We start from the raw sequence: 22,354 nt of genomic DNA, 5'->3' as shown, positions 1-22,354 counted from the left end.
CCCATCTGTCGTCCTTTTTGCGAGGCACCGACTCTGCGGATCATACCCGATAGAACTCCCGATACCATTCGACAAAGCGCGGAACCCCGATCTCAATGGGAATCTCCGGCCTGAAGCCGGTTGCCTCCTCGAGCGAGCTGACATCGGCGAAAGTCGCAGGCACGTCGCCCGGCTGCAGCGGCATGAGGTTGCGGTTCGCCTTGCGTCCAAGCGCGTCCTCCAGCACCTCGATCAACCGGGTCAGTTGAACCGGCGAATTGCCGCCGATGTTGTGGATCCTGAACGGCGCGTTGCTGGTCGCCGGATCCGGCGCGGCGCTTTTCCACCCCGGATTGGCTGTCGCGGGCTGGCGCATGACGCGGACAATGCCTTCGACAATGTCGTCGATATAAGTGAAGTCCCGCTGCATGTTGCCATGGTTGAAGACGTCGATCGGCTCGCCGGCGAGGATGGCCTTGGCGAAGATGAATAAGGCCATGTCGGGCCGTCCCCACGGACCATAGACGGTGAAGAAGCGCAATCCTGTCGTCGGCAGTGCAAACAGATGGCTGTAGGTATGGGCCATCAGCTCGTTTGCCTTCTTGCTGGCCGCATAGAGGCTGAGCGGATGGTCAGCTGAATCGTGCACGGAAAACGGCATGCGGGTGCTGCCGCCATAGATCGAGCTCGACGACGCATAGACGAGATGCTCAACCGAGGCGTGCCGGCATCCCTCCAGGATGTTGAGAAAGCCACTGAGGTTGCTCTCCACATAGGCGTGCGGATTGGTGAGCGAATAGCGCACACCCGCTTGCGCCGCGAGATTAACGACAATCTCCGGAGCGGTTGACGCAAATAGTGCCGAAATGCGGTCGCCCTCGGTGAGATCGACATGCTCGAAACGAAAATCCGGGAACCCTTTCAGACGCTCAAGTCTCGCCTGCTTCAAGGTGACGTCATAGTACTCATTCATGGAGTCGAGGCCAATAACCCGCCGGCCTTCGGCAAGCAGCCTCTGGCTAAGGTGAAATCCGATGAAACCGGCCGCGCCGGTGATCAGAACAGGCCTGCTTGATGTCACGGAATATCCTAGCGTTAATTTCAGGCGGAGCCTTACAGGCTCCAATATTTTATGTTGTCAGGAATTTCATTCGGTTTGATGGCAGACTTGATGTCGAACAACGTTCCACCAGGCCTGATCATCTGAAAAAGATGCGCTCTTTCGCTAGCGAGATAATGCTTGTGAGGTACCGCCAAAACAAGCGCCTGCAAATCTCTTATCTCAGCGAGTGGCAGGATCGTTTCGCCATGATCGCGTCGGGCGGCTTCGGCATCGGCAAGAGGATCGTGGACTTTGGGGACAATTCCGAACTGCCTCAGTTCCTTGACCATGTCGAAAACGCGGCTGTTGCGCAGATCCGGCACGTCCTCCTTAAACGTCAGTCCGAGAACGCCGACAGACGCTCCTTTGACCGGTATGTCCGAGCGGATCAGCTGCTTGACGACCTGCTGGGCAACAAAGGCCCCCATGCCGTCATTGATGCGACGGCCAGCGAGGATGATCTGCGGGTGGTAGCCCTCGGCCTCGGCCTTGGCGGTCAGATAATACGGATCGACGCTGATGCAGTGGCCGCCGACGAAGCCTGGCTTGAAGGGGAGAAAGTTCCATTTGGTCGCTGCTGCATCAAGAACGTCCTGCGTGCGGATCTCGAGGCGCTCGAAGATCATGGCCAGTTCATTCATCAGCGCGATGTTCAGATCACGCTGGGTGTTCTCGATCACCTTTGCCGCCTCGGCCACCTTTATCGACGGGGCGCGGTAGACACCGGCATCGATGATACTGCCATAGACGCTTGCCACGCGCTCCAGCGTTTCGGTGTTCTCGCCGGATACGACTTTGACGATCCGTCGCAGCGAGTGCTCCCGATCGCCGGGATTGGCCCGTTCAGGCGAATAGCCGAGCGCGAAGTCGTGAGGATGCCGCAGGCCGGAAATACGCTCGATGATCGGCCCGCAGAAATCCTCGGTCACGCCTGGATAGACCGTCGATTCGAACACGACGACCGCGCCTTTGCTCACCGCTTCACCGACAAGCTCCGATGCCAGTTTCAGAGCAGCAAGATCGGGAGCGCGATTGACATCGATAGGTGTTGGCACGGCAATGATGAAGAATGTCGCGCCTTTCAACGTCTCCGGGTCGGTCGTAAGCACGATCGAGGATTCCTTCAGCGCAACCGGGTCGACCTCGCCAGTACGGTCGACGCCGCCACGCAGTTCCTGGATCCGGCGTTCGCTGATGTCGAAAGCTATCGTGCCGGGGAAAACCTCGCCAAACGCGACGGCTACCGGCAGCCCGACATATCCCAAGCCGATAACAGCAATGCGTTCGGACATCCGCGGATTCCTCAGATCAATTACGAGTCGACGTGCTTGTATGGCAGGCCATGGGCCAATTCAACGATGGGCCTTCGCAGAGGGAGAAGTGTCCACTCAAAAATGGCTCAAGACCAATTTCCGTGTTGCATCTGCCGACGACGATCGATGTTGTGGATAACATCCGGCAGGATTGGGTTTCGAGCTTCAAAAACTTACAAGAGGCGACTGGCTTGAAGCAATCGGCCCGAGAAATCGACCGCATGAATCGTATCGTCGTCGTCGTGAGCGAACCCAAGTCCTTGGCAACCACTCGGGGGCATTTTCTTGTTGCGCTGCGCGATGCCGGATACGAGGTTCATGCCTTGGCGCCAGTCGACGCGATGACCGTTCGGTGGTTGACCGAAAATGGCATCCGTTTTCATCCACTGCCGATGGAGCGTGCCGCTATTGCTCCATTCGGCGACACGCTGCTGGCCTTTCGCCTTTACAACAAACTGCGACAAATCAAACCTCAGGTCGTGCTGAGCTGTGCGATCAAGCCGATCGTCTATGGCATACCCGCGGCCCTGATTGCGGGGATACCGCGCCGGCACGCGCTTGTCACCGGCCTCGGCTATGCGTTCACCGACCGGCACAAATCGCTCCGCTGGAGGATGGTCAATGCCGTGGCTCGGCTTCTTTATGGCACGAGCCTGCGGGTTGCGACCTCGGTCACCTTCCAGAACGACGACGACCGGGATGACTTTCGTCGTCAGGGACTGCTCGGGCGCACGCCAGCCAATGTCGTCAACGGTTCGGGAGTCGATCTAGACCGATTCAAAGTCGCGCCATTACCCGAGCAGCCACGATTTCTTATGATTGCACGCCTGCTTCGTGACAAAGGCCTCGCGGAGTATCTGGGTGCGGCAAGGCTGGTTAAGGCAGTCAGACCTGACGCTCGCTTCGACCTGGTCGGAGATAAAGATCCAAATCCTTCGGGGTTTCCAGTGTCGGAGGTTGAGGCAGCGGTCGCCGACGGAACCATCCGCTATCACGGGCCGGTCGAAGACGTCCGTCGAGTGATCGCCGATTCGCGCATCTTCGTGCTTCCATCCTATCGCGAGGGGACGTCGCGCTCGGTCCTGGAGGCCATGGCGATGGGGCGCCCGGTGATCACAACGGATGCGCCGGGTTGCCGCGCGCCGATCGTACCCGGGGTTAACGGCCTGCTGGTGCCGGTTGGCGGCACTACCCCCTTGGCTGAAGCCATGATCCGCCTGATTGACAACCCAGATGAAGCCGAATCCATGGCCAAGAACAGCCGGTCGATTGCCGAACAGCGCTATGATGTTCAGAAAGTTACTGCTCACATGATGGAAATCATCGAAACCGGGCACCGAGCCGCAGAATGACATTTGCAGGGAATCCATCGTCAAACAGGTACGAGTTCGGAGCCAATTGGGCTTCGTTCATCGACAAGCACTACTCGGCTGAACGCCGGCAGCTAGCTGTCGACAAGCTTTTGTCCTTCTTGGGCAAACAGAGCCTCGAAGGGATGGATTTTCTCGATATCGGAAGCGGTAGCGGGCTGCACTCGCTTGCCGCCTTCGACGCGAAAGCGGATCGGATACATTCCTTCGATTTTGATTCGCTTTCGGTAGATACAACCGGCAAGCTGCGCAAGTTGGCCGGGCATCCGCCAAACTGGGTCGTCGAAAGAGGCGACGTACTCGACGCCGACTATCTGGAGACCCTCGGCACCTGGAGCCTCGTCTATTCGTGGGGGGTGCTCCACCACACCGGCGCCATGTGGCAAGCGATCGAGAATGCGGCGCGCAGGGTAGCGCCCGGCGGCCTCTTCTTCATCGCTCTCTATTCGTCGAATGTCGTGAAGCCTTCCGCGCAATTCTGGCTCGACGTGAAGCGGCGATACAATGCCGCCAACCCTCGGCAAAGGTGGTGGATGGAATACTGGTACATCTGGCGCTTCGGCCTTGGCCGCAATCCACTTCGACTGCCGCTGCTTTTAAAGCAAATCTACGAGAAGAAGAAAGGGCGGGGCATGAGCTACATGACCGACGTCCGCGACTGGCTGGGCGGCTGGCCGATGGAGTTTGCCGACGACCAGGCCGTGGTCGATTTCCTGAAGGAACGGTTCGATTTCGAGCTCGTCAGGATATCCACCGGTGAAGCTTGCACGGAATTTCTCTTCAAGAACCCAAACAAGGCACAATCCAAGCCCAACTGATACAGTTCAAGCCATCTGTCCGCCGGTTCTCGTCCAGATATGCGGCCGACCATTTTCGAGCGTTATGATTTCGTCGCAATTTTCGACTGTCGTGAGACGGTGCGCGATGATCAAGATGGTCAGATCGGTGGGCAGTTCTCGGATCGCCTCCATGACCGCAGCCTCGGTCTCCATGTCGAGTGCGCTCGTAGCCTCGTCGAAGACGAGCACCGATGCTTGTTTGTACAAAGCGCGCGCGATGCCTATTCGCTGGCGTTGGCCCCCCGATAGACGGACACCGCGCTCGCCGACCCGCGTCTCATAGCCCTGCGGCAAGCTTTCTATGAAGTCCGCCAGGGCGGCCTGCTGCGCCGCGTTGAGGACGCGCTCAAGGTCGATCGTGGCAGGGTCGATGCCGAAGGCGATGTTATCGGCGATTGAGGCATCTGCCAGGAAGATGCTTTGCGGCACATGCGCGATCTGTCTTTGCCAGGCCCGCCGCGAAGCGCCGTCCAGCCTCTGCCCGTCGATCTCGATTGCCCCGCTGGTCGGCTCGAGCAAACCCATGACCAGATCGACCGTCGTGCTCTTGCCACTGCCTGTCTTGCCGACGAACCCGACTTTGGTCCCCTTTGAGATCGTGAGATTGAACCGCTCGAGTATAGGTTGCTGGTCGGGAGCGTAACGGAACGACACGTCCCTGAGCACGATCGCTCGATCGAATGGCAGGCGCTTGGCCGGAGGCTGGCTCCATTCTGGGCCAAGTGGTGCCTCCAGCGCCTGTAGCACGACTTCGGCGCCGGCAAGATTGCTCAGTATCAGCGCCCAATTGCCGTAAACAAGCTGCATTGATGGCAGCAGACGCTGCGCTCCAAGAACGAATGTTCCAAGGACTGGGAGCACCTCGCCGGCATTGTTGGACCGGAGGATGAGGAAATAGGCAAGCGCCGCGATGATCACCATACCCGCGGCTTCGATCGCGAAACGCGGAGCGCCGGCTGCAAGCGCGTTCGTGGCATTGGCGCGTTGCAGGCGTGAGTCGAGTTCGCTGTATCGCGAGAGAAAATAAGGCTGGGTGTCGTTGATGATGACATCGCGGATGCCACCCAGCCCCTCTTGTACAGAACGAATGCCTTCGGCCTGCGCGCTGGCGATGATTCGCGCATTCCTCTTGAGGTGCTTGCGGATCACGAGCGACATGGCGAGATAGACCGCACCAAAGCCCGCGAAAATAACGAAGGTGATGAACGAACTCAGGACAAAAAGGGCAGCGACGACGAAGACACCGATGATTATGCCGCTGATTGATTGCAGCAGTGGCAGCATTACGCCAGCAGTGATGGCTTGTACCTGACGCAGCGCGGCCAACACCGAACTGGAGTTGCGCGAAACGTGGTAACTATAGGGCTGGCGGAGCACTCGGTCATAGACCTTCACGCCCACTTCATGTCCCAGCGAAAACACGTAGGAATTCGTGGCCCAGGTGAGGAGTATGCGAACTGCGCCGGCCGCGATGGCCACCACCGAAAACAGAACCGTCAGACCGAGAAGGCTGTCAGAGGAGCCGGGCAGCCGGAAGCTCGCAAGCTGACGCGCGAGAAACGACTGTCCGCCAACCGCCTCTGGATTGGCTATTCGCGCAAGAAACGGCAGCAAGGCACCAAGCGTGGCGGCTTCCGCCAGAGCACCGAACACCATCAGGACAAGGAGGCCGTAAAACTGCCTCTGCCGCCCCTGCGAGACCTGCCGCCACAGGCGTCGCAGTGTGTCGAGGGTGCTGCCAGAGTTTCGGTTTCCGCTCAATGCCAAATCGATGCCCGCATTCAGAGCGCCCAATGCACACGTTCGGCGCCTCACGACAAGCCACAAGCCAAGTCCGTTGACAACTTTATCACAGAAGTCAGAAGGTGGTCCGTCCACAATTTGTGCGTCATGGACGAGAGGCCGCGAGCGCAGCGAAGTGTTATGCTTCAGTCATGAATGATGCCATCGAGATTCGGGGTCAAAGGCGGCGGCTGAGCTTAATCGCGACATTGCTGAGCTCACTCGGCCTGTTCTCGGCAGGGATCGGAGCGGCCTTCCTGCTCTTTGTCGCGGCCTACCCGCTCGGACTGGTCAGCGCTTACCCCGAACCGCCTGCCGTGGCAACCGAGGGGCCGCTGGGCTTCGAGCAGAAAGTGGGGAAAATCGATGACCTCTACCGTGGCCGGGATGAGCCTATGCGGGCGTATCTCGATCGCCTGACAAAAGCCGTCGCGGGCGGAATGGTGCATTATTGGACGGAAGGCGACCGATGGACAGTGACCGATGCGTCGTACACACGGATCGGAGTTTTCGACAACTACTTGCTCTGGATGCTCAGTTTTCGGCCGGAATACCGGGACACCCTGCAGAACTATGAGTTTGTAACTCCCCGCAAGGCACTTGATCGTGGTTATGGGTTCTGTTCGCAGGTTTCGAAGATCGTCTATTCCGTGCTTTCGGATCAAGCCATCGACGCGACAATCTATAGTGTGCCCGAGCACACCGTGGTTGTGTCGAATGGCAACGTTCTCGATCCCGACTATGGCGTGTTCGTTCCTCACTCGCTTGAGGAAATGCAACAGGATCCGTCGATCATCGATAGCTATTACGCGCAATTCGGGCCAATGCTGCCTCTGCTGAGAAAGGCCTATGGTCAACCCTGGCAAACGCTTGGAAGCGCCGAAGACTTCAATGGCGTGCGTGCGTACGAGGCAAAGTTCGAACGCCTGAAATGGGCGCCGCCGCTCGCGTTTCTGGCAACCGGCATGTTGCTCGCCACTATCGGCGCGCTGCTGAGGCATCGTGAAGGACTTGCCCGGCTTGTGCCGCGGCGGGTTCCCAGGATAGTTCGATCGTCCTGACGTTGCTTGCTGGTAACCATTTGTGAATCGCATGCCCAATGAGACTTCCGCTTGCGGGTGGGCTGCGCCTTGTGGCAAGCCGGGACCAACGAGGATAGGCGGCGGGGGCGGATGACGCTGCGAGAAGAACTTCCAATGACTGATGTTGAAAGCCAGCAGAATGCTGCCGTCTCTGCGACCGCACGCGTGAGAACGCCTCGTCAAAGCGTGCTCTTTGTTATCGGGACGCTTGATCTGGGCGGCACAGAGAGCCAGCTTGTGCTGCTTGCCAAGGAGTTGAAGAAGCGCGGCTGGAGAGTCGAGGTCTTTGCGCTTTCATCGGGTGGCGTTCTTGCGGAGACGCTGGATAGCGCAGGAATCCAGGTATCGTACGGGCTTCATCGGCCGAATCCGTCACCCGCATCACCAACATCTGTCAACGCGGAGGCCAAACGGAGCGTTGCCCCCAAGAGGCGCCCGAGCGTGAAGGCGATGCTGGTGCTCGGCGCCGCGGTCACTTCGCTCGTCATTCGCATCGCTTTGACCCGGCCCCGCGTGGTTCACGCCTTCCTGCCTTTGACCAACTTCCTGGGCGCCTTGGCAGGACGACTTGCGCTGGCACCACTCGTCATCACTTCGAGACGCGGTCTCGGCAACCACCAGGAGCGATGGCCACGGCTGAAGCGCATGGATCGCATCGCCAATCGGTTTTCACATGTGGTGGTCGCGAACTCGCATGCGGTCGCAGCCGATGTGGCGGCGCGAGACGGCTATGACATCGACCGGGTCCGCGTGATTCCCAATGGTCTCGATCTGAGCCGCTTCGATCAAATCGGGCGTCGTCGGGACGACACCCGGAGCCGCCTTGGTATCGATCCTGACGACATCGTCATCGTCATCGTCGCCAACCTCATCCCCTATAAAGGGCACAGTGACCTCATCGAGGCATTTGCGCGCGCAAGCCAAAACCGACCGAACCTGAGGCTGTTCATTGCGGGGCAGGATCGGGGCATCGGGGCTGCTCTGACAGAGCAAGCCCAGCGCCTGGGCATGGGATCGACAGTGCGGCTGTTGGGGATGCAGGATGATGTCCCTGGCTTGCTTGCCGGCATGGACATCGGCGTGATCGCCTCCCACGAGGAAGGCTTTTGCAACGCCCTGATGGAAAAGCTCACGGCAGGTCTTCCGGTCGTCGCCACCAATGTCGGTGGAAATCCGGAAGCAGTCTCGGGCATGCCGGGCTGTGTGTTGGTGGAGCCTCGTGACCCTGCCGATCTGGCCCGCGGGCTGCTCGCTATTATCGAGCGATTGCCAGAGCAGACAGCCGACCGAGAATATCGTCAACGGGTGATGCGCGAGCGCTACTCCGTAGAAGCAATGGTCGACGCCTATGAACACCTTTATCTTGCGGACAGTGAATGAGCGGGATTGCCAACTCGCAACGTCCAGTGAATTCAGCGCGTTCGCTGCGAACGATCCTGACGAATGTGTCCGCGGGGGTCTGCGCATTCACCATCGTCATCTATCAGTCCTGGTTCATGCCATACTTTCTGCCGTTCTTTACGGGACGGGACGAGTTCGCGAGGTTGGTTTTCCATGCACTCTATGGCAGCGTGCTGATTGTTTCGATCGCCGTTCTCGCGACGCGTCGGGACGTCCGTAGCGCGATATTCCCGCTTGCGATCGCCGCCGCCATTGCCGTCGGCCCGGTTGCGCTGCATCCGGTCGGGATCGTTGCAAAGTGCTATCTGATCACGCTTTTTCTTGGCGGCGCGGCGATTGTCTTTATGCTTGCCTCCACTTCGGCAATCGTGCTGCGCCTGTCGGCATCGGTCACGGCGCTCAGCGCGGTGATCTGCTTCCTCGACCTCCTCTTCGCCAACGGCTTCACCAACACTCCTGGCCGTGCCGCCGGTTTGGCGATCAATCCGAATGTGGCCGCCGCCGGCCTGCTTCTTGGCGCCGCGGCGAGCTACCGCGCCGTCGCGTTAAAATGGCGTGCGAGCTTCCTTGTTCTTGTAAGCGCAGCGCTGCTCATCACTCTTTCTCGTTCGACCCTTCTCGCCGCCTTTGCCACCGTGGCGGTTCCGATTGTCGTTCGCATTTGGCAGCAATTTCGCAGCGGCCGTCGTTTAGAGATCAATGTTAGAGGCTGGAAGCGCCCGCTCGCCGTCGCATTGGCACTGCTGGGGGTAATCGGTATCGCGCTGGCCACAAATGCTTATTTTCGTGTCTCTATTGGCGAATCCTTCGCCGGGGTATTGTCGGTTGGCAAGGCGCTCGATGAGGCAACGCAGGCTGTCGATACATCACACGATCAGGCTCCGTCCCCCATTGTAGCCCCGGTTGCGCCGTCGTCTGAGGGAGTTCCGGCAAAACCACCAGTTCTGACTGGGCCAAATTCGTTTGCGGTCATTGACCAGCCGCCGGCAAAACCTTCGATCAGTTCAGCCCCTTCCAAAGCCGATAAGCCTGCTGGCGCTGCCGCCCCATCTCCACCTCCGTCCAACTCCTTGCCTTCGTCCGCGACCAGCCATTCCACCAACGCCGCCAAGATACAGGCGCTCGGCGAGCGTCTGACCGATGAGGGCAGGAGAAATTCGATCTCGGCAAGGGCACTCTTTTTGGAGCGCGGCCTGCTCGCCTATAGAGAAGGTGGCTTCTTTGGTCGCGGACTGGAAGAGGCGCAGGCCCTGGCGCCCCACAACACCTTCATTCTCTTCGCAATCGCGTTTGGTCACCTCGGCTGGTTGATCCCGATCGGCCTCGTCGGCTTCGCCTTCTGCTTTGCCCGCAGCGCCGGCGATCTCGCCCTCGGCGTCGCTCTGGTGGGGGTCATGATGACGTCGCATGACATCTTGCTCACACCGAGCCTCTTTCTTCCGGTCGCCCTGGGCATTGGTGGCATGCTTGCCGAGCGGAGAGGATTTTCCCAAAACTATTCGTCAGTAAGGGAAGGGGAGCCTCGGAGCTTTGCTTTTGGATCTGTTGCAGGCGTCGCGGCCTTTACGGCCGGCTGTGTTGCGATATTGCTCCTCACACCATCGCTTGTTGCTGGACGGCTGCAAAATGGGACCATGTTTGCTGCAAGAGGCGGGTACGAGACGCTGCTGCCGCGGTCACAATTTCCCGGCGTTTTCCAGTTTGGCAACCTTGCGGACCTTCCCTCTTTGCGGACTTCTTCTCTACGAGAGCAGGAGACATCGCTCCGCCGAGTCGACTGGTCCCCGCATGCATGGCCCGCGGTCAGGCCGGGGGAGTATACTTTTCGACGAGGAGACGCGGTGCTGTTCGCGACCACGGATTCGAGCGACCCTCGCAAGAATGGGCGAACCTACGCGGTCGCTGTTCCGCTCTCGGTCAGCGCGCTCTGTTTCATTCTCTTGGGCACGATCATCGCGTGGTCGATTGCGACGGTGGCTGCCGTGACGCCATTGACAAATCGGCCCGAAGTCTCTCGATGATTGTCGGCACGATCAGCCGCGCCCCGAAGATCGAAACGTGATTCTCATCCACGTAGAGACTATGGCCCGCGCTGTCCGTTACATGACACTCAGCCGCCGGGCATAGGGTCTGCACAGGATCGACCAGTTGAAAGATGGGACTTTCAACCTGTTGAATCACGGGATGGCGGGCGAAGCCCGCGAAGGCCTTTTCGAAGGCCACATGCTCCACCCGCGTGGGTACCGGGCATGGCAGGGAGACGTAAGCCGGTCTCAGGTAGCAGATCAGGTTGGCGTCCGGCGCGTGCCCAATCAGGATGACCGGACCGCGAAAACCGGAATAGAGTTTCGCCACATCGCCGAGCATGGTCGCAAACAGCTTTGCCAGGTCGGGCATGTCGACAGGGGCGCTGTCGACTTTCCGTTCGAGAATATTGCGATATCCGGGCCAGCGCTGCCCCTGGACAATGGCGACGATCCCACCGGCCTTCAACCAGCGCGCGGCCTGGTCGGTGGCATTCCGGCAGTGCTGCGTGACCGCGCCGTTGGTCCTGGTCTGAAGCTCCGCTCCGAAATAGCAGTTGCCGGCCTCCGCCAGCAGGAAATGGAATTCCTGGCCACCCAGTTCCTGAAGAGCGCGTGTGTACTGGTCGATATGCGAATCCCCGACCACCAGTATCTTGTTTGGGCTTTGAAGATTTCCGAACTCACAGAAATCCTGGCAAGCCAATGAACCGGTGATCGCCTTCAAGGCCACGCTGTCGGCCAGGTCGGTTCCTGCGGCAACCGACTGAAGACGCCACGGCATTCCGCCCGACATCGCGTAGCTGACCACCGAGAATGAGACCATGCCCACCAGGGCAAGTCCTGAAGGCCCGACCAGGCCACGGCCGCCGCGGTAAGGCTGTTCAACGAAATGAAACATCAAGATGGCCAGGGCGAAAGACAGCAGCCCGATGAAAATGGCTTCTGCCGGCAGCAGCGGTCGAAGAAGGCCATACTCGCAGAACACGATCAGGGGCCAATGGACGAGGTAGAGCGGGTAGCTGATGCGTCCGAGATAGACCGCCGGACGATTGCGCAAGACAAGTCCTGCCCATCGCGAACGGTCCGCATGCAGCACCATTGCGGCGCCGACCGCGGGCGGAAGGACATTCCAGGCGGGAGTGCCCGAACGGCTATCGAGAATGAAGATGGCGCTGGAGATGAGTGTCAGCCCAAGCAGGGCGAGGAATTCGTGAACAATTGCTGAGCGTGGCCTTGGAAGCCATACCAGCGCCGCGCCGCAAGCGAACTCGAAAGCGCGAAAAGGTGTGTTGTAGAAGACGGTGGCACGGCCGTCGGCGATCCAATCGGCGGCCCGCGTTCGTGAAAGCAGCCAAACCGATCCGTCCTGGAATTCAAAAATGAGACAGAAGCTAAAAATGGCAATCGCCATGATCGGCCAAACCATTCGCCGGGGGAATAGGGCAAGCAAAACTGAAAGCAGCAATGGCCAAACGAGATAGAACTGCCATTCCACGCTCAGTGACCACGTATGAAGGAGCGGCTTCATCCGCGCGGCGAGATCAAAATAACCGGAATCGCGCCAGAAAAAGATGTTGGAAACGCCTAAAACCGCTGCTGTCAGAGATTTCCCGAAGGTCTCCAGATGCTGAGGCGTAAACAACAGAAACGCAGCGACGCATGAAAGCGAGAGTGTCGTGAAGAAAGCCGGCAAGAGGCGGCGCGCCCGACGCGAATAGAACTGCGCCAGACTGAAACGCCCTGCCTCGATATCGGTCGCCACAATGCGGGTAATCAAAAAACCACTAATTAAGAAAAACACATCGACGCCGACAAAGCCGCCGGAGAAACCTGAAATTCTCAAATGAAAAAACAGCACCGCCAGAACGGCGACAGCTCTAAGCCCGTCTATGTCCGTGCGATGACGGTCGGCTGCGGCAGAGGCCGTAGAGGACAGGGAGCCGGCCTGCCCTCGATCGGGCAGCGCGTTGCTGTTTTCCCGGCAGGCCGCTGCAGTCGCCGTCGAAGGCAGAGCTTGGCCGCCCCGCATCTCGCTCAATTGCTTTTGCCGGCTGTTGGAGGCGGCGCGGGATTCGCAGCCGATATCCGGGTCTGCTCCTGGCCCGCCAAGGCCGGATAGAGACCCATCATTCGAGCAATGGCATCGTCGGTCTCGGGCCTCAGGTTTCTGCGTATATGTGAGCCATCACGGTAGATGAACTCGCCATTGATGTAGGTGGGGCAGTGTCTGTCCGGACACATGCCTTTGAGCGGATCGACAAAGACCACGGCATTGTCCTGAACGAGCGATCCGAGCGCGGTCACCATCGGCGACCAGATCCGGAAGACTTGCTCGCTGTTCATCTCGGTCGAACAACGCCTAAGCATACCGCTTTCGCGCATCGCCGCGCACGAAGTCAGGTCCATGCCTGGACCGGGCACTTGGCCAATGATTGCGATGCGCCGATCCGGGTTGCTGATTTCCTCGACAAGGCTGCGCAGGCCATCACGCAACAACAGGACTTTATCCGTCCGCTGTCCATCGTCAGCAACGACATCGGTGTTGGCAAGACTTGTCCAGGCGGAGGACAACACCACGAGGTCGATGTCTGTCCGCTGTCTCAGCATGCCGACCGCAGCCTTTCGTGACGATGAGCAGCTTTCCCGATAGCCGGGCCAATCCGGAAAGTCGCGGTGGACACCCTCCCCGAAGGCGGCGGGGCAGGCGTGATAAAGAAAGAAAGCCGTATCTTCTCTTTTGCCTGCCCTGTCGAATAGCGGGGCGAGATGTTCGGCATGGCTGTCGCCCCACAGCACAGCGTGGCGCGCCGCTTTTTCCCAAGGCGCACCGAACGCGCAAAAGGTGTTGCCCAGCTCAGGAATGCTGACCATTTGCGGGCATGACCACTCCCACATCACATCGAGGCTGCGCATTGCCTCGACTTCCTTCGAAATCCTGCTGGTGAAACCGCCGGCTTCGAAGATCGCATTGGCGCTCAGGCAAACCATCGCCACGGCGGTGGCACCAGCGATAAGTGCCCTGGACGGTGGAACCCGCAAGCGGCGGACGGGTTCCTCGACGAACCGCCAGGATAGATACGCCGCTAGCCAGGCCGTCGCTATCAGCACGGACGATTCGACCGCTGACGGCATTGTGGTGCCGGCGTAGTGACGGAAGAAGACCAGTATCGGCCAATGCCAGAGGTAGAGACTATAGGAAATCTTGCCCGTCGATCGCAAAGGTGCGCTCGCAAGCAGCGCCGAGACCGGTGACTGCGAACGCGGCCAAATGAGCAGGACAGCGCCGATCACCGGAACGAGCGCGCCAAGGCCAGGAAACGGCTGGCTCGGCGACAGCCAGAGGGTGCTGGCGGCTACCAGGCCAAGGCCGATCAGTCCGAACGCTTCGGACGTACGCCGGCGGCCTATCGGCGGTGCGAAGACGAGCAGGCCGCCGAGAGCCAATTCCCAGGCTCGGCTGAAGGGAACATAGAACGCCTGTTTCGGATCGACCGCAACCAGATGGAGGGCGATCGAGAAGCTGGCCAGCGCGACGATGCAGATCAGCACGACAACCGGTAGGTGGCGGCCGCGTGCCAGCCGGTTGGCAATCAGAAGCAGCATCGGCCATACGAGATAGAACTGCTCTTCGACGCCGAGCGACCAGAGATGGAGCAGCGGCAGAAGCGTCGACTCGCGGTCGAAATAGCCTGTGTTCCAGAGAAAGTAGTAATTACCCAGCCCGAACGTGGAATAAGCCGCGCTACGTCCTAGAGCGGCATAATCCCCCGGGAGCAACAGAAACCACCCTGCGACGAGCGAGAGGCTGATCACTACCAGCATCGCCGGCAGTATTCGGCGCATCCGCCTGCCGTAGAATTCGACAAGGGATAGTCCACCGCCTTCCGCCACCAGAAGGCGCGTGATCAAGTAACCAGAAATGACAAAGAAGATATCGACGCCGACGAACCCGCCCGGGAAACCGGGCACCTCAAAATGGAAAAGAATGACGGCGATCACTGCGATTGCGCGCAATCCGTCGATATCCGGCCGATAGTCGGGTTTCAAAGCTCCTCCCGCAGTGCCCCCCAGTTTCATAGCCTGGTTGCGCCACATGAGTCGATGACGGGACATCCGCAGTGGCGGCACTCGCGGTTCGATTTACAAGCCGCATTGCGAGAAACGTGGGGATACCCTCACAATTTGTTTCACGCTGGAGCGACGAAAACCTACATATTGCCAGGCATGTGCCAGAATCAGTTCTGCTTTCGTGAGCCACGGCGTCGGACTACTGGCAACATTTCGGATGGGTACTCGTTCGTTGGCGATATCGAGATGGCGAAAACTCGATCGCTTTGATGGAAAAACGGGGTTGTTTGCCCTGTCCATGATTGTATAGAAAGACTGTCCCGTGCGTTGCGAGGCCACGGGTCGTTCTGGAGGGTGGCAACTGTGGACAACCATAGCGCGGACATGGTTGAATTCGGCCCGCGAACTCACGTACTGGTTACCGGTGGCGCAGGCTTCGTTGGGTCGGCACTGGTCGATCTGTTGCTAGCGCGCAATTGCAGCGTGACCGTTATCGATGATCTTTCGAACGGCTCGCTTCACAATCTTCCTGCCAGTGATCCCCGCCTGACGATCCGGACCTTCAGGGTTGGTGATCCAGCATTCAGTGCAGCGGTTCACGATGAGGTTGGCCAAGCGGACGCCGTGTTCCATCTGGCGAGCCCAATCGGGGTTCAACTGGCCCATAAGGAACGCTTTGCCGTTACCAGCGGCATTCTCGAGTCAGGCTGTGCGATTGTAGAGGCATGCCGACTGCACCGGCGCCCGCTTCTTTATACCTCAAGCTCCGAAGTCTATGGCTCCGGCCGGGACCGGCCAATCACAGAGTCCGATCCCGTGATGACGGATCTCCGGCCGCGGTGGGGCTATGCTGCCGCCAAGGCGGCGGTCGAGCATCTGGTTGCCGGACTGTTTTTCGATTTCGGTATCCCCACCTGGATCGTCAGGCCATTCAACATGGCTGGTCCACGGCAGCGACCGGCGACCGGCTTGGTCTTGCCGGTTTTTGTCAACGCAGCCTTGCGAGGCGAGCCGCTCGTTGTTCACGACGACGGCGAACAGAGGCGGGCATTTCTTCACGTTGCCGACGCCGCCGAAGGGTTGCTCCTGATCATCCAATGTCGATCCTTGCGGGGACGACCAGTCAATCTGGGCGGCAGCGAGGCGGTGCAGATCGGCAATCTTGCAAAGATGGTGGTTGAGGCCGCCAAGTCCGGCGCCCCGATTGTCATGAAGCCTTCCAACGCGGTGTATGGCGAGAGGTTTGCCGTAACGTATGATCGCGTACCGGACACCAGTCTTTTGACCACCATGACAGGTTGGCGCCCGCTGCGAAGCACAAAGCAGACAATCACCGACAGCATCGAGCACATGCGTACCCAACGAGTGATGGCTTGACGCTTGGCCCATTGGTCCCGTTCATCGGGGCCTTGCTCATAGCGGTTGTTGGTGTGTGGCTGTTTGCGCGTCTGGCGACCCGCATCGGAGCGGTCTCGAAGGTCAAGAGCGATCGATGGCACACATCAGGGGAGATCCCTCGACTGGCAGGCCCCGCCATGCTGATCGCGATGTCTCCGTGGCTTCCGGTAGAGCATATTCTTCTGCTGGCTGTTTTCTGCTTGATCGGCGCGCTGGATGACGTCCGATCCCTTTCTGCCGGTGCCAAGGCAGCGGCATTGGCCGCTGCGGCTGTATTAGCTGGGATCATCACAGGCCTGTGGTGGGTTCCGATCGTCATTTGGATAGCTTGCAACGCGGTCAACATGCTCGATCATGCCGATGGTCTTGCCGCGAGCGCAGTCGCGGCTGCCTTCCTAGGGCTGGGCGGCGATATCGGGATGGCCGGTGCGGGCGCGTGTGTCGGGTTTCTTTGCTTCAACTATCCGCCCGCCCGCGTTTTCATGGGCGATAGCGGCAGTCTTCTCCTCGGCGCGGCAATCGTCCTTCTCGCTTCGAAAAGAGGTTTCGACGCCTCGTTGGCGTGGATTGCCGTCCCGCTGATTGATGCAATATTCGTAACCACTCGCCGCTTGCTACACGGGCGGAGGCCTTGGATGGGCGGCACGGACCACCTTGGTCACACCTTGCTTCGGATTGGTGTGAATCGTCAGATTTTGCCGGCTATTTACGCAGCGGGGGTACTGACGATAGGGCTAATTTTTTCTGCCTGGGCTAATCCATAAGCCACTCGTAGCGTGAGTGTTGCGAATTCTCGCGCGACAGGATGGTGATATAGCGGTTCCTCCTATCCAGCTTCTGGCCACGTTGCCGCTTGCTCGCGAGAGTGTCCGCCTTCTATGCGTGATATGGATCGGTGACGGTACTTTTGAACGGAGTCGGGTGCGTGGTCCGATGCCATCAGATGCAAAAATCGCCCGACTGGTCCCGATAGTTGGTGAAACCTCAAAATATTTTTTGCGACGATTTTCCCCTTAAAATCAAAAGTGTAATTTTTTGACTGTTCTAGTGTCGGTCTTTTCGCAGCGACGAAAAATATTTTGCCAGCAATTTCAAAGAGTTATATGCTGTTTAAATGGTTCTGGGCCGGAGTGCGCCATGACCATCACCTTGAAACAGCTCGATTATTTCATCGCAACCGCGGAGAGCGGACAGGTCAGTCATGCCGCGGTGGAACTCAACATCTCACAATCGGCGGTCACCGCGGCGATAAAGACGCTGGAGGCTGACCTGGGCGTACGGCTTCTGGAGCGCAACCACGCTGGCGTAAGGTTGACGATGGAGGGCGCGCGGTTTCTTGACCACGCGCGTATTATCACCGGCGCTGTCGCGGCCGCTGTCCGAAGCCCGTTGCGCGACCGGAAGGGTCTGGCGGGCAAGCTGCGGCTGGGCATGACCTACACCGTCGTCGGATACTACATGTCGCGCCACTACGCACGGTTCCGGAAGACCTATCCCCAGATCGAGGTCGAGGTGTTGGAACTGCCCCGCGACGCTCTCGAAAGCGGCTTGATGAGCGGGGAGATCGACATGGCTGTGATGCTGGTGTCCAACCTGGCGCACACCGAGGAGTTGGCGCAGGAGGTCTTGATGCGGTCGAACCGCCGGCTCTGGCTTTCGGCAGATCATCATTTGCTCGGGCGGCCGGAAATCAGCCTCGCTGACGTGGCGGCGGAAGATTATGTCATGCTGACGGTGGACGAGGCGCGAACGACGGCCGCCCGTTACTGGGATGCCGCGGGGCTTTCGCTCCGCCCGGTCCTCACGACCAGTTCGGTCGAGGCCGTGCGTTCGCTCGTGGCTGCCGGCATGGGAGTCACTGTCCTGTCCGACATGGTTTATCGACCATGGTCCCTGGAGGGGCAGCGCATCGAAGTGCGCCGGCTTGTCGAGCCGATCCCCAGTATGGATGTCGGCCTTGCATGGTCGCGTGACAGACCGATCGGCCCGGCGGCGGCCGCATTCCGGGCCTTTATGTCCGTGACCATGGGCGGTGGCGGCTAAGCTGCGGCCCGTCAGACAGACGCTTTGCCCCGGACTCGCTGGTTGAACAGCGGGTAGCCTACAAGCACGGAATACTGCGGCGGCAATCTGAATTGGCGCACAGACACCAAAGTCTTCTCGCTCGGCAGGCGAGCTTTTCGCGGATGGGAGCGTCGCGGAACGTTGGCTCCATTCCATAGGGGCGCTTCTTAAGCCGACGGATCGACCACTATGCCGGACAGGGGCTCAACCCAGAAAAGGTGATCCGTCACCGCTTTGACTCCCACGACATTTTCGGCTGCGACACGAGCCGCCAGACGCTCGCGTTCGTCAAAGATTGCTCCGCTCAGTTCGGCGATACCTTTGTCTACATTGACGTGGATCATGCTGGTGCCGGACCAGATTTGACCAGCCAGTTCGGTGACTATGTTCTGGCGGATCTGGTCGTCGCCCACGCCTGACGAATCCGAAATCGGCAGGACGCGAAGCAATGCACGCAGCAGGTCGGAGCGAGCGATGATGCCGACTACTTTCCCGCCTTCAACCACCGGAAGGCGTTTGACATGGTGGCGTGTCATCAGTTCGACGACATCTTCAAGGGATGCATCACGGGTCGTCGTGACGACGCGGTCCGACATCACCTCTTCAATCCGACGTCCATTGGCGTGGACATATTCGTCGGCGACTTTTCCGGGGCTGACAAGAAATTCGAGCCAACGCGAACGCTTGCGTTTCGTGCCCAGTTCTCCCGGCGGAGAAAATCGCCCTCGCTGACAATCCCAACCAGAGCGCCGTCGCTGCGAATGACAGGAAGGCCGCTGATTTTCCTGGAGATCATCAGCCTTGCCGCATCGGCGATCGACGCCGATGGTTCGATCCCTACGACTGGTAAGGTCATGATTGCCTCGACTTGCATGTTCGGTTCCTTCAAACGTCCTGCAGAATTTCCTGATTGGTCGGTGTTGGTCATTGGCGCGCTCATCGATCGTGGCCGCCTATGCCGGGTCTGGCCGCTTGCACGGCTACAGTGCGGCGGTCCTCACGCATCTCGAACCACATGGCGTTGAGGATGGCGAACGAGCAGGCGAGACCGACCCCGAGGATCCAGGAAAAATACCACATGATTTTCAAATCCTTCAGTAGGCGTTCGGGTTGCGGCCAATCGAGGTGGCCGTGACGGTGCCGCGCATGACGCGGTAGACCCATGCGGTGTAGGCGATGATGAGCGGCAGGAAGACGATGGTCGCCAACAACATGACGAACAGGGTCAGGTGGCTGGAGGACGCATCCCAGACTGTCAGGCTTGCATTGGGATTGATTGAGCTCGGCAGCAGGAAGGGAAACAGCGACAGGCCGGCCGTTGAGATGATGCCGACGATGGCCAGGGTGCTGCCGAGAAGGGACGTTTTCCAGGCATGGCCCTTCAAACCGAGATAGGCGACGACCGGGCCCAGCAGTCCGAGGGCGGGCGCCATGATCATCCACGGATGGGCACCATAGTTGGCGAGCCATGCGCCGGTGCTCGTCGTCACAATTTTGTTGAGCGGATTCGATGGACCGAGCGGATCCTGCACGCTGGTGACCACATAGCCGTCCATCAAGAACGACACCCATAGTCCTGCAAGAGCGAACAGCACGATGCTGGCGACAGCGGCATAGCGGCCATAGACCCTTGCCCGCAGGGCGACCATGCCTTCGGTTCGCGCCGCGATGATAACGGCGCCGTGCGTCACCAGCATGGCGACGCTGAGCAGACCGGACACCAGCGCGAAGGGCCGCAACAGGCCGAAGAAGTTTCCGGCGTAAGAGGGCCTGAGTGTGGCATCGAGGTTGAAAGGGACACCAAGCAGGACATTGCCGACCGCGACACCGAAGATCAGCGCCGGCACGAAGCCGCCGATGAACAGTGCCCAGTCCCAGGTAGCGCGCCAGCGCGGACCCTTGATCTTGCCGCGGAACTTGAATGCGACCGGTCGCAATATCAGCGCCAGCAGCACTGTGATCATCGCCAGATAGAAGCCGGAGAAGGACGCGGCATAGAGTGCCGGCCAGGCTGCGAAGATGGCGCCACCACCGAGCACAAGCCAGACCTGGTTGCCTTCCCAGGTCGGGCCGAGCAGGTTGATCAGGACGCGCCTTTCATCATCGGAGCGGGCGACGAACGGCAGAAGCGCGCCGACGCCAAGATCGTAACCGTCCATGACGGCAAAACCGATGAGGAGGACGCCGAGCAGAAGCCACCAGATCAGCCTGAGGGTTTCGTAATCGAGGGGGATCGTGTTCATGGTTGCGTGCTCCTCGCTCAGCGTTCGGGATGGGCGAATGCGCCCTGGGGGATTTGGATCGCGCCATCCGCGCCATCGGTGATGACATCTTGCTGGCTGGGGCCGGCCTTGATGGTCTTGACCATCAGGATGACCATGACGATCAGAAGGCTGGTGTAGAGCGTCAGGAAGAAACCCAGGCTGATTGCGAGGTCTGTCAACGTCAGCCCCGACGCGGCGTAGAAGGTGGGAAGCACACCTTCGATCGCCCAGGGCTGCCGGCCATATTCCGCCACCAGCCAGCCGGACTCGATCGCGATCCAGGGGACTGGCAGGCTGAACAGCGCGATCCTGAGCAGCATGCGGTTCTCGCCGAGCTTGTTGCGGGCGCTCAGCAGGAAGGCGGTGGCGAAGAACAGGATCATGTAGAAGCCGAGCCCGACCATGATCCGGAAGCTCCAGAACAGGGTAGCGACGTCCGGAATTGTATCGAGCGCGGCCTTGCGGATGTCCTCGGACGTTGCAGTCTGCACATCGTCGCGGTAGCGCTTGAGCAGAAGCGCATAGCCAAGATCGTGCCAATTCTGCGCGAAGTCCGCGCGCGCCACCGTATCGGCAGGGTTCTTGCGGATCGCGTCGAGATCGGCCGATGCGACGATGCCGTTGCGGATGCGTTGTTCGGCGTGATCGACGAGCTGATGGATGCCGGGGAGTTCGGTGTTGAGGCTGCGCGTGGTGACCAGGCCCAGAACCCAAGGGATCTTGACCTCGAACCGGTTGCCGTCCTTGCCGGGAATGGCAAAGAGCGTGAGGCTGGCCGGCGCGGGTTCCGTGTCCCACATGGCCTCAAGCGCGGCGATCTTCATCTTCTGCTGTTCGGTGGCGACATAGCCGCTCTCGTCACCAAGCACGACGACCGATAGCGCCGAGGCGAGGCCGAAGCTGGCCGCGACCACCATGGATCGCTTGGCGAGCTCGATATGCTTTCCACGCAAAAGGAAGAATGCGCTGATGGCCATCATGAACATGGCGCCGGTGGTGTAGCCAGCGCTCACCGTGTGGACGAATTTGGCTTGCGCCACCGGATTAAAGATCACGGCCATGAAGTCGGTGACCTCCATCCGCATCGTATCAGGGTTGAAGACGGAGCCGACCGGGTTCTGCATCCAGCCATTGGCGATCAGGATCCATAGAGCCGAGAAATTGGCTCCGAGCGCGACCAGCCAGGTGACCGCGAGGTGGCCGACCCTCGACAGTCTGTCCCATCCGAAGAAGAACAGGCCGATGAAGGTCGCCTCGAGGAAGAAGGCCATCAGCCCTTCGACGGCGAGCGGTGCGCCGAAAACGTCGCCGACATAGTGGCTGTAATAGCTCCAGTTCATGCCGAACTGGAATTCCATCACAATGCCGGTGGCGACGCCCATGGCGAAATTGATGCCGAACAGCGTGCCCCAGAACAGTGTCATGCGCCGCCAGATATCGCGGCCTGTCATGACATAGACGCTCTCCATGATGGCCATCAGGAAGGAAAGGCCGAGCGTCAGCGGCACGAACAGAAAATGGTACATCGCGGTGGCCGCGAACTGCAGCCGCGAAAGGTCGACAACGGTGAAATCGATCATGCCTGCCTGTCCCGATTGATGCCGGCCGGTTGCCGGGCGTCTCCTCAGCTAGGCCGTGGCGATGGGGCCGGCATTGATTTCGATC

Annotated in this window: 18 protein-coding genes; 8 read left to right on the top strand and 10 right to left on the bottom strand. The window is 59.6% G+C overall.

Annotation, left to right across the window (positions count from 1 at the left end; all coding sequences use genetic code 11):
- Positions 1 to 40: 40 nt before the first annotated feature.
- Positions 41 to 1,060 carry an NAD-dependent epimerase gene (locus tag EB235_RS29810; RefSeq protein ID WP_027033820.1) on the bottom strand — a complete coding sequence of 340 codons (1,020 nt, stop codon included), beginning with the start codon at positions 1,058 to 1,060 and terminating at the stop codon, positions 41 to 43.
- 32 nt (positions 1,061 to 1,092) lie between these two features.
- A complete protein-coding gene (locus EB235_RS29805; RefSeq protein WP_027033821.1) occupies positions 1,093 to 2,373 on the bottom strand; it encodes a nucleotide sugar dehydrogenase in 1,281 nt (426 codons plus the stop codon).
- Positions 2,374 to 2,495: 122 nt separating this feature from the next.
- Between EB235_RS29805 and EB235_RS29800 the strand changes: the two genes are divergently transcribed.
- A complete protein-coding gene (locus EB235_RS29800; RefSeq protein WP_167334902.1) occupies positions 2,496 to 3,746 on the top strand; it encodes a glycosyltransferase family 4 protein in 1,251 nt (416 codons plus the stop codon).
- On the top strand, positions 3,743 to 4,582 hold the full coding sequence (locus tag EB235_RS29795; protein ID WP_027033823.1) for a class I SAM-dependent methyltransferase: 840 nt from the start codon (positions 3,743 to 3,745) through the stop codon (positions 4,580 to 4,582). The genes EB235_RS29800 and EB235_RS29795 overlap by 4 nt, the downstream gene beginning before the upstream one ends.
- Before the next feature lie 6 nt (positions 4,583 to 4,588).
- Here the strand turns inward: EB235_RS29795 and EB235_RS29790 are convergent, their stop codons facing one another.
- Positions 4,589 to 6,397 (bottom strand): ABC transporter ATP-binding protein, encoded by a 1,809-nt coding sequence (locus EB235_RS29790; RefSeq protein ID WP_245268914.1) that lies wholly within the window; start codon positions 6,395 to 6,397, stop codon positions 4,589 to 4,591.
- A gap of 140 nt (positions 6,398 to 6,537) precedes the next feature.
- Between EB235_RS29790 and EB235_RS29785 the strand changes: the two genes are divergently transcribed.
- The 3 genes from EB235_RS29785 (at position 6,538) to EB235_RS29775 (ending at position 10,889) form a co-directional block, all read left to right on the top strand.
- On the top strand, positions 6,538 to 7,446 hold the full coding sequence (locus EB235_RS29785; protein ID WP_027033825.1) for a hypothetical protein: 909 nt from the start codon (positions 6,538 to 6,540) through the stop codon (positions 7,444 to 7,446).
- A 135-nt stretch (positions 7,447 to 7,581) separates the two neighbouring features.
- The gene (locus EB235_RS29780; RefSeq protein ID WP_027033826.1) at positions 7,582 to 8,847 is read left to right on the top strand and encodes a glycosyltransferase; all 1,266 of its coding nucleotides are present in this window, start codon (positions 7,582 to 7,584) and stop codon (positions 8,845 to 8,847) included.
- Positions 8,844 to 10,889, top strand: a complete 2,046-nt coding sequence (locus EB235_RS29775; RefSeq protein ID WP_155256479.1) for a hypothetical protein — start codon at positions 8,844 to 8,846, stop codon at positions 10,887 to 10,889. Before EB235_RS29780 ends, EB235_RS29775 begins: the two co-directional genes overlap by 4 nt.
- Here EB235_RS29775 and EB235_RS29770 read toward each other — a convergent pair.
- Both EB235_RS29770 and EB235_RS29765 read right to left on the bottom strand, forming a co-directional pair.
- The gene (locus EB235_RS29770) at positions 10,819 to 12,924 is read right to left on the bottom strand and encodes an acyltransferase family protein (RefSeq protein ID WP_080680961.1); all 2,106 of its coding nucleotides are present in this window, start codon (positions 12,922 to 12,924) and stop codon (positions 10,819 to 10,821) included. The two genes, EB235_RS29775 and EB235_RS29770, sit on opposite strands and share 71 nt — an antisense overlap.
- Positions 12,925 to 12,929: 5 nt before the next feature.
- Positions 12,930 to 14,942, bottom strand: a complete 2,013-nt coding sequence (locus EB235_RS29765) for an acyltransferase family protein (protein WP_051429800.1) — start codon at positions 14,940 to 14,942, stop codon at positions 12,930 to 12,932.
- A gap of 384 nt (positions 14,943 to 15,326) precedes the next feature.
- Between EB235_RS29765 and EB235_RS29760 the strand changes: the two genes are divergently transcribed.
- From EB235_RS29760 to EB235_RS29750, 3 genes are all read left to right on the top strand, one after another.
- On the top strand, positions 15,327 to 16,340 hold the full coding sequence (locus EB235_RS29760) for an NAD-dependent epimerase/dehydratase family protein (RefSeq protein WP_080680963.1): 1,014 nt from the start codon (positions 15,327 to 15,329) through the stop codon (positions 16,338 to 16,340).
- Positions 16,337 to 17,125, top strand: coding sequence for a glycosyltransferase family 4 protein (locus tag EB235_RS29755; protein WP_027033828.1), 789 nt, complete (start codon positions 16,337 to 16,339; stop codon positions 17,123 to 17,125). Before EB235_RS29760 ends, EB235_RS29755 begins: the two co-directional genes overlap by 4 nt.
- A gap of 373 nt (positions 17,126 to 17,498) precedes the next feature.
- Positions 17,499 to 18,404 carry a LysR family transcriptional regulator gene (locus EB235_RS29750; protein ID WP_027033829.1) on the top strand — a complete coding sequence of 302 codons (906 nt, stop codon included), beginning with the start codon at positions 17,499 to 17,501 and terminating at the stop codon, positions 18,402 to 18,404.
- Positions 18,405 to 18,592: 188 nt separating this feature from the next.
- Here the strand turns inward: EB235_RS29750 and EB235_RS35210 are convergent, their stop codons facing one another.
- Genes EB235_RS35210 through EB235_RS29730 form a run of 5 tightly spaced genes read right to left on the bottom strand, consistent with a single transcriptional unit; the run spans position 18,593 to position 22,269 of the window.
- The gene (locus EB235_RS35210) at positions 18,593 to 19,021 is read right to left on the bottom strand and encodes a CBS domain-containing protein (protein WP_167334903.1); all 429 of its coding nucleotides are present in this window, start codon (positions 19,019 to 19,021) and stop codon (positions 18,593 to 18,595) included.
- A complete protein-coding gene (locus EB235_RS35205; RefSeq protein WP_348626910.1) occupies positions 19,021 to 19,353 on the bottom strand; it encodes a CBS domain-containing protein in 333 nt (110 codons plus the stop codon). Before EB235_RS35205 ends, EB235_RS35210 begins: the two co-directional genes overlap by 1 nt.
- An 8-nt stretch (positions 19,354 to 19,361) precedes the next feature.
- Complete coding sequence (cydX, locus tag EB235_RS29740; protein ID WP_080680964.1) at positions 19,362 to 19,505, bottom strand: cytochrome bd-I oxidase subunit CydX; 144 nt, start codon at positions 19,503 to 19,505, stop codon at positions 19,362 to 19,364.
- 14 nt (positions 19,506 to 19,519) lie between these two features.
- Positions 19,520 to 20,668, bottom strand: a complete 1,149-nt coding sequence (gene cydB, locus EB235_RS29735; RefSeq protein WP_027033830.1) for a cytochrome d ubiquinol oxidase subunit II — start codon at positions 20,666 to 20,668, stop codon at positions 19,520 to 19,522.
- 17 nt (positions 20,669 to 20,685) lie between these two features.
- The gene (locus EB235_RS29730) at positions 20,686 to 22,269 is read right to left on the bottom strand and encodes a cytochrome ubiquinol oxidase subunit I (RefSeq protein ID WP_027033831.1); all 1,584 of its coding nucleotides are present in this window, start codon (positions 22,267 to 22,269) and stop codon (positions 20,686 to 20,688) included.
- Positions 22,270 to 22,354: the final 85 nt, after the last annotated feature.

This window comes from Mesorhizobium loti R88b (assembly GCF_013170845.1).
Taxonomy (GTDB): Bacteria; Pseudomonadota; Alphaproteobacteria; order Rhizobiales; family Rhizobiaceae; genus Mesorhizobium; species Mesorhizobium loti_B.
This window is presented reverse-complemented; position numbering and strand designations above follow the sequence as displayed.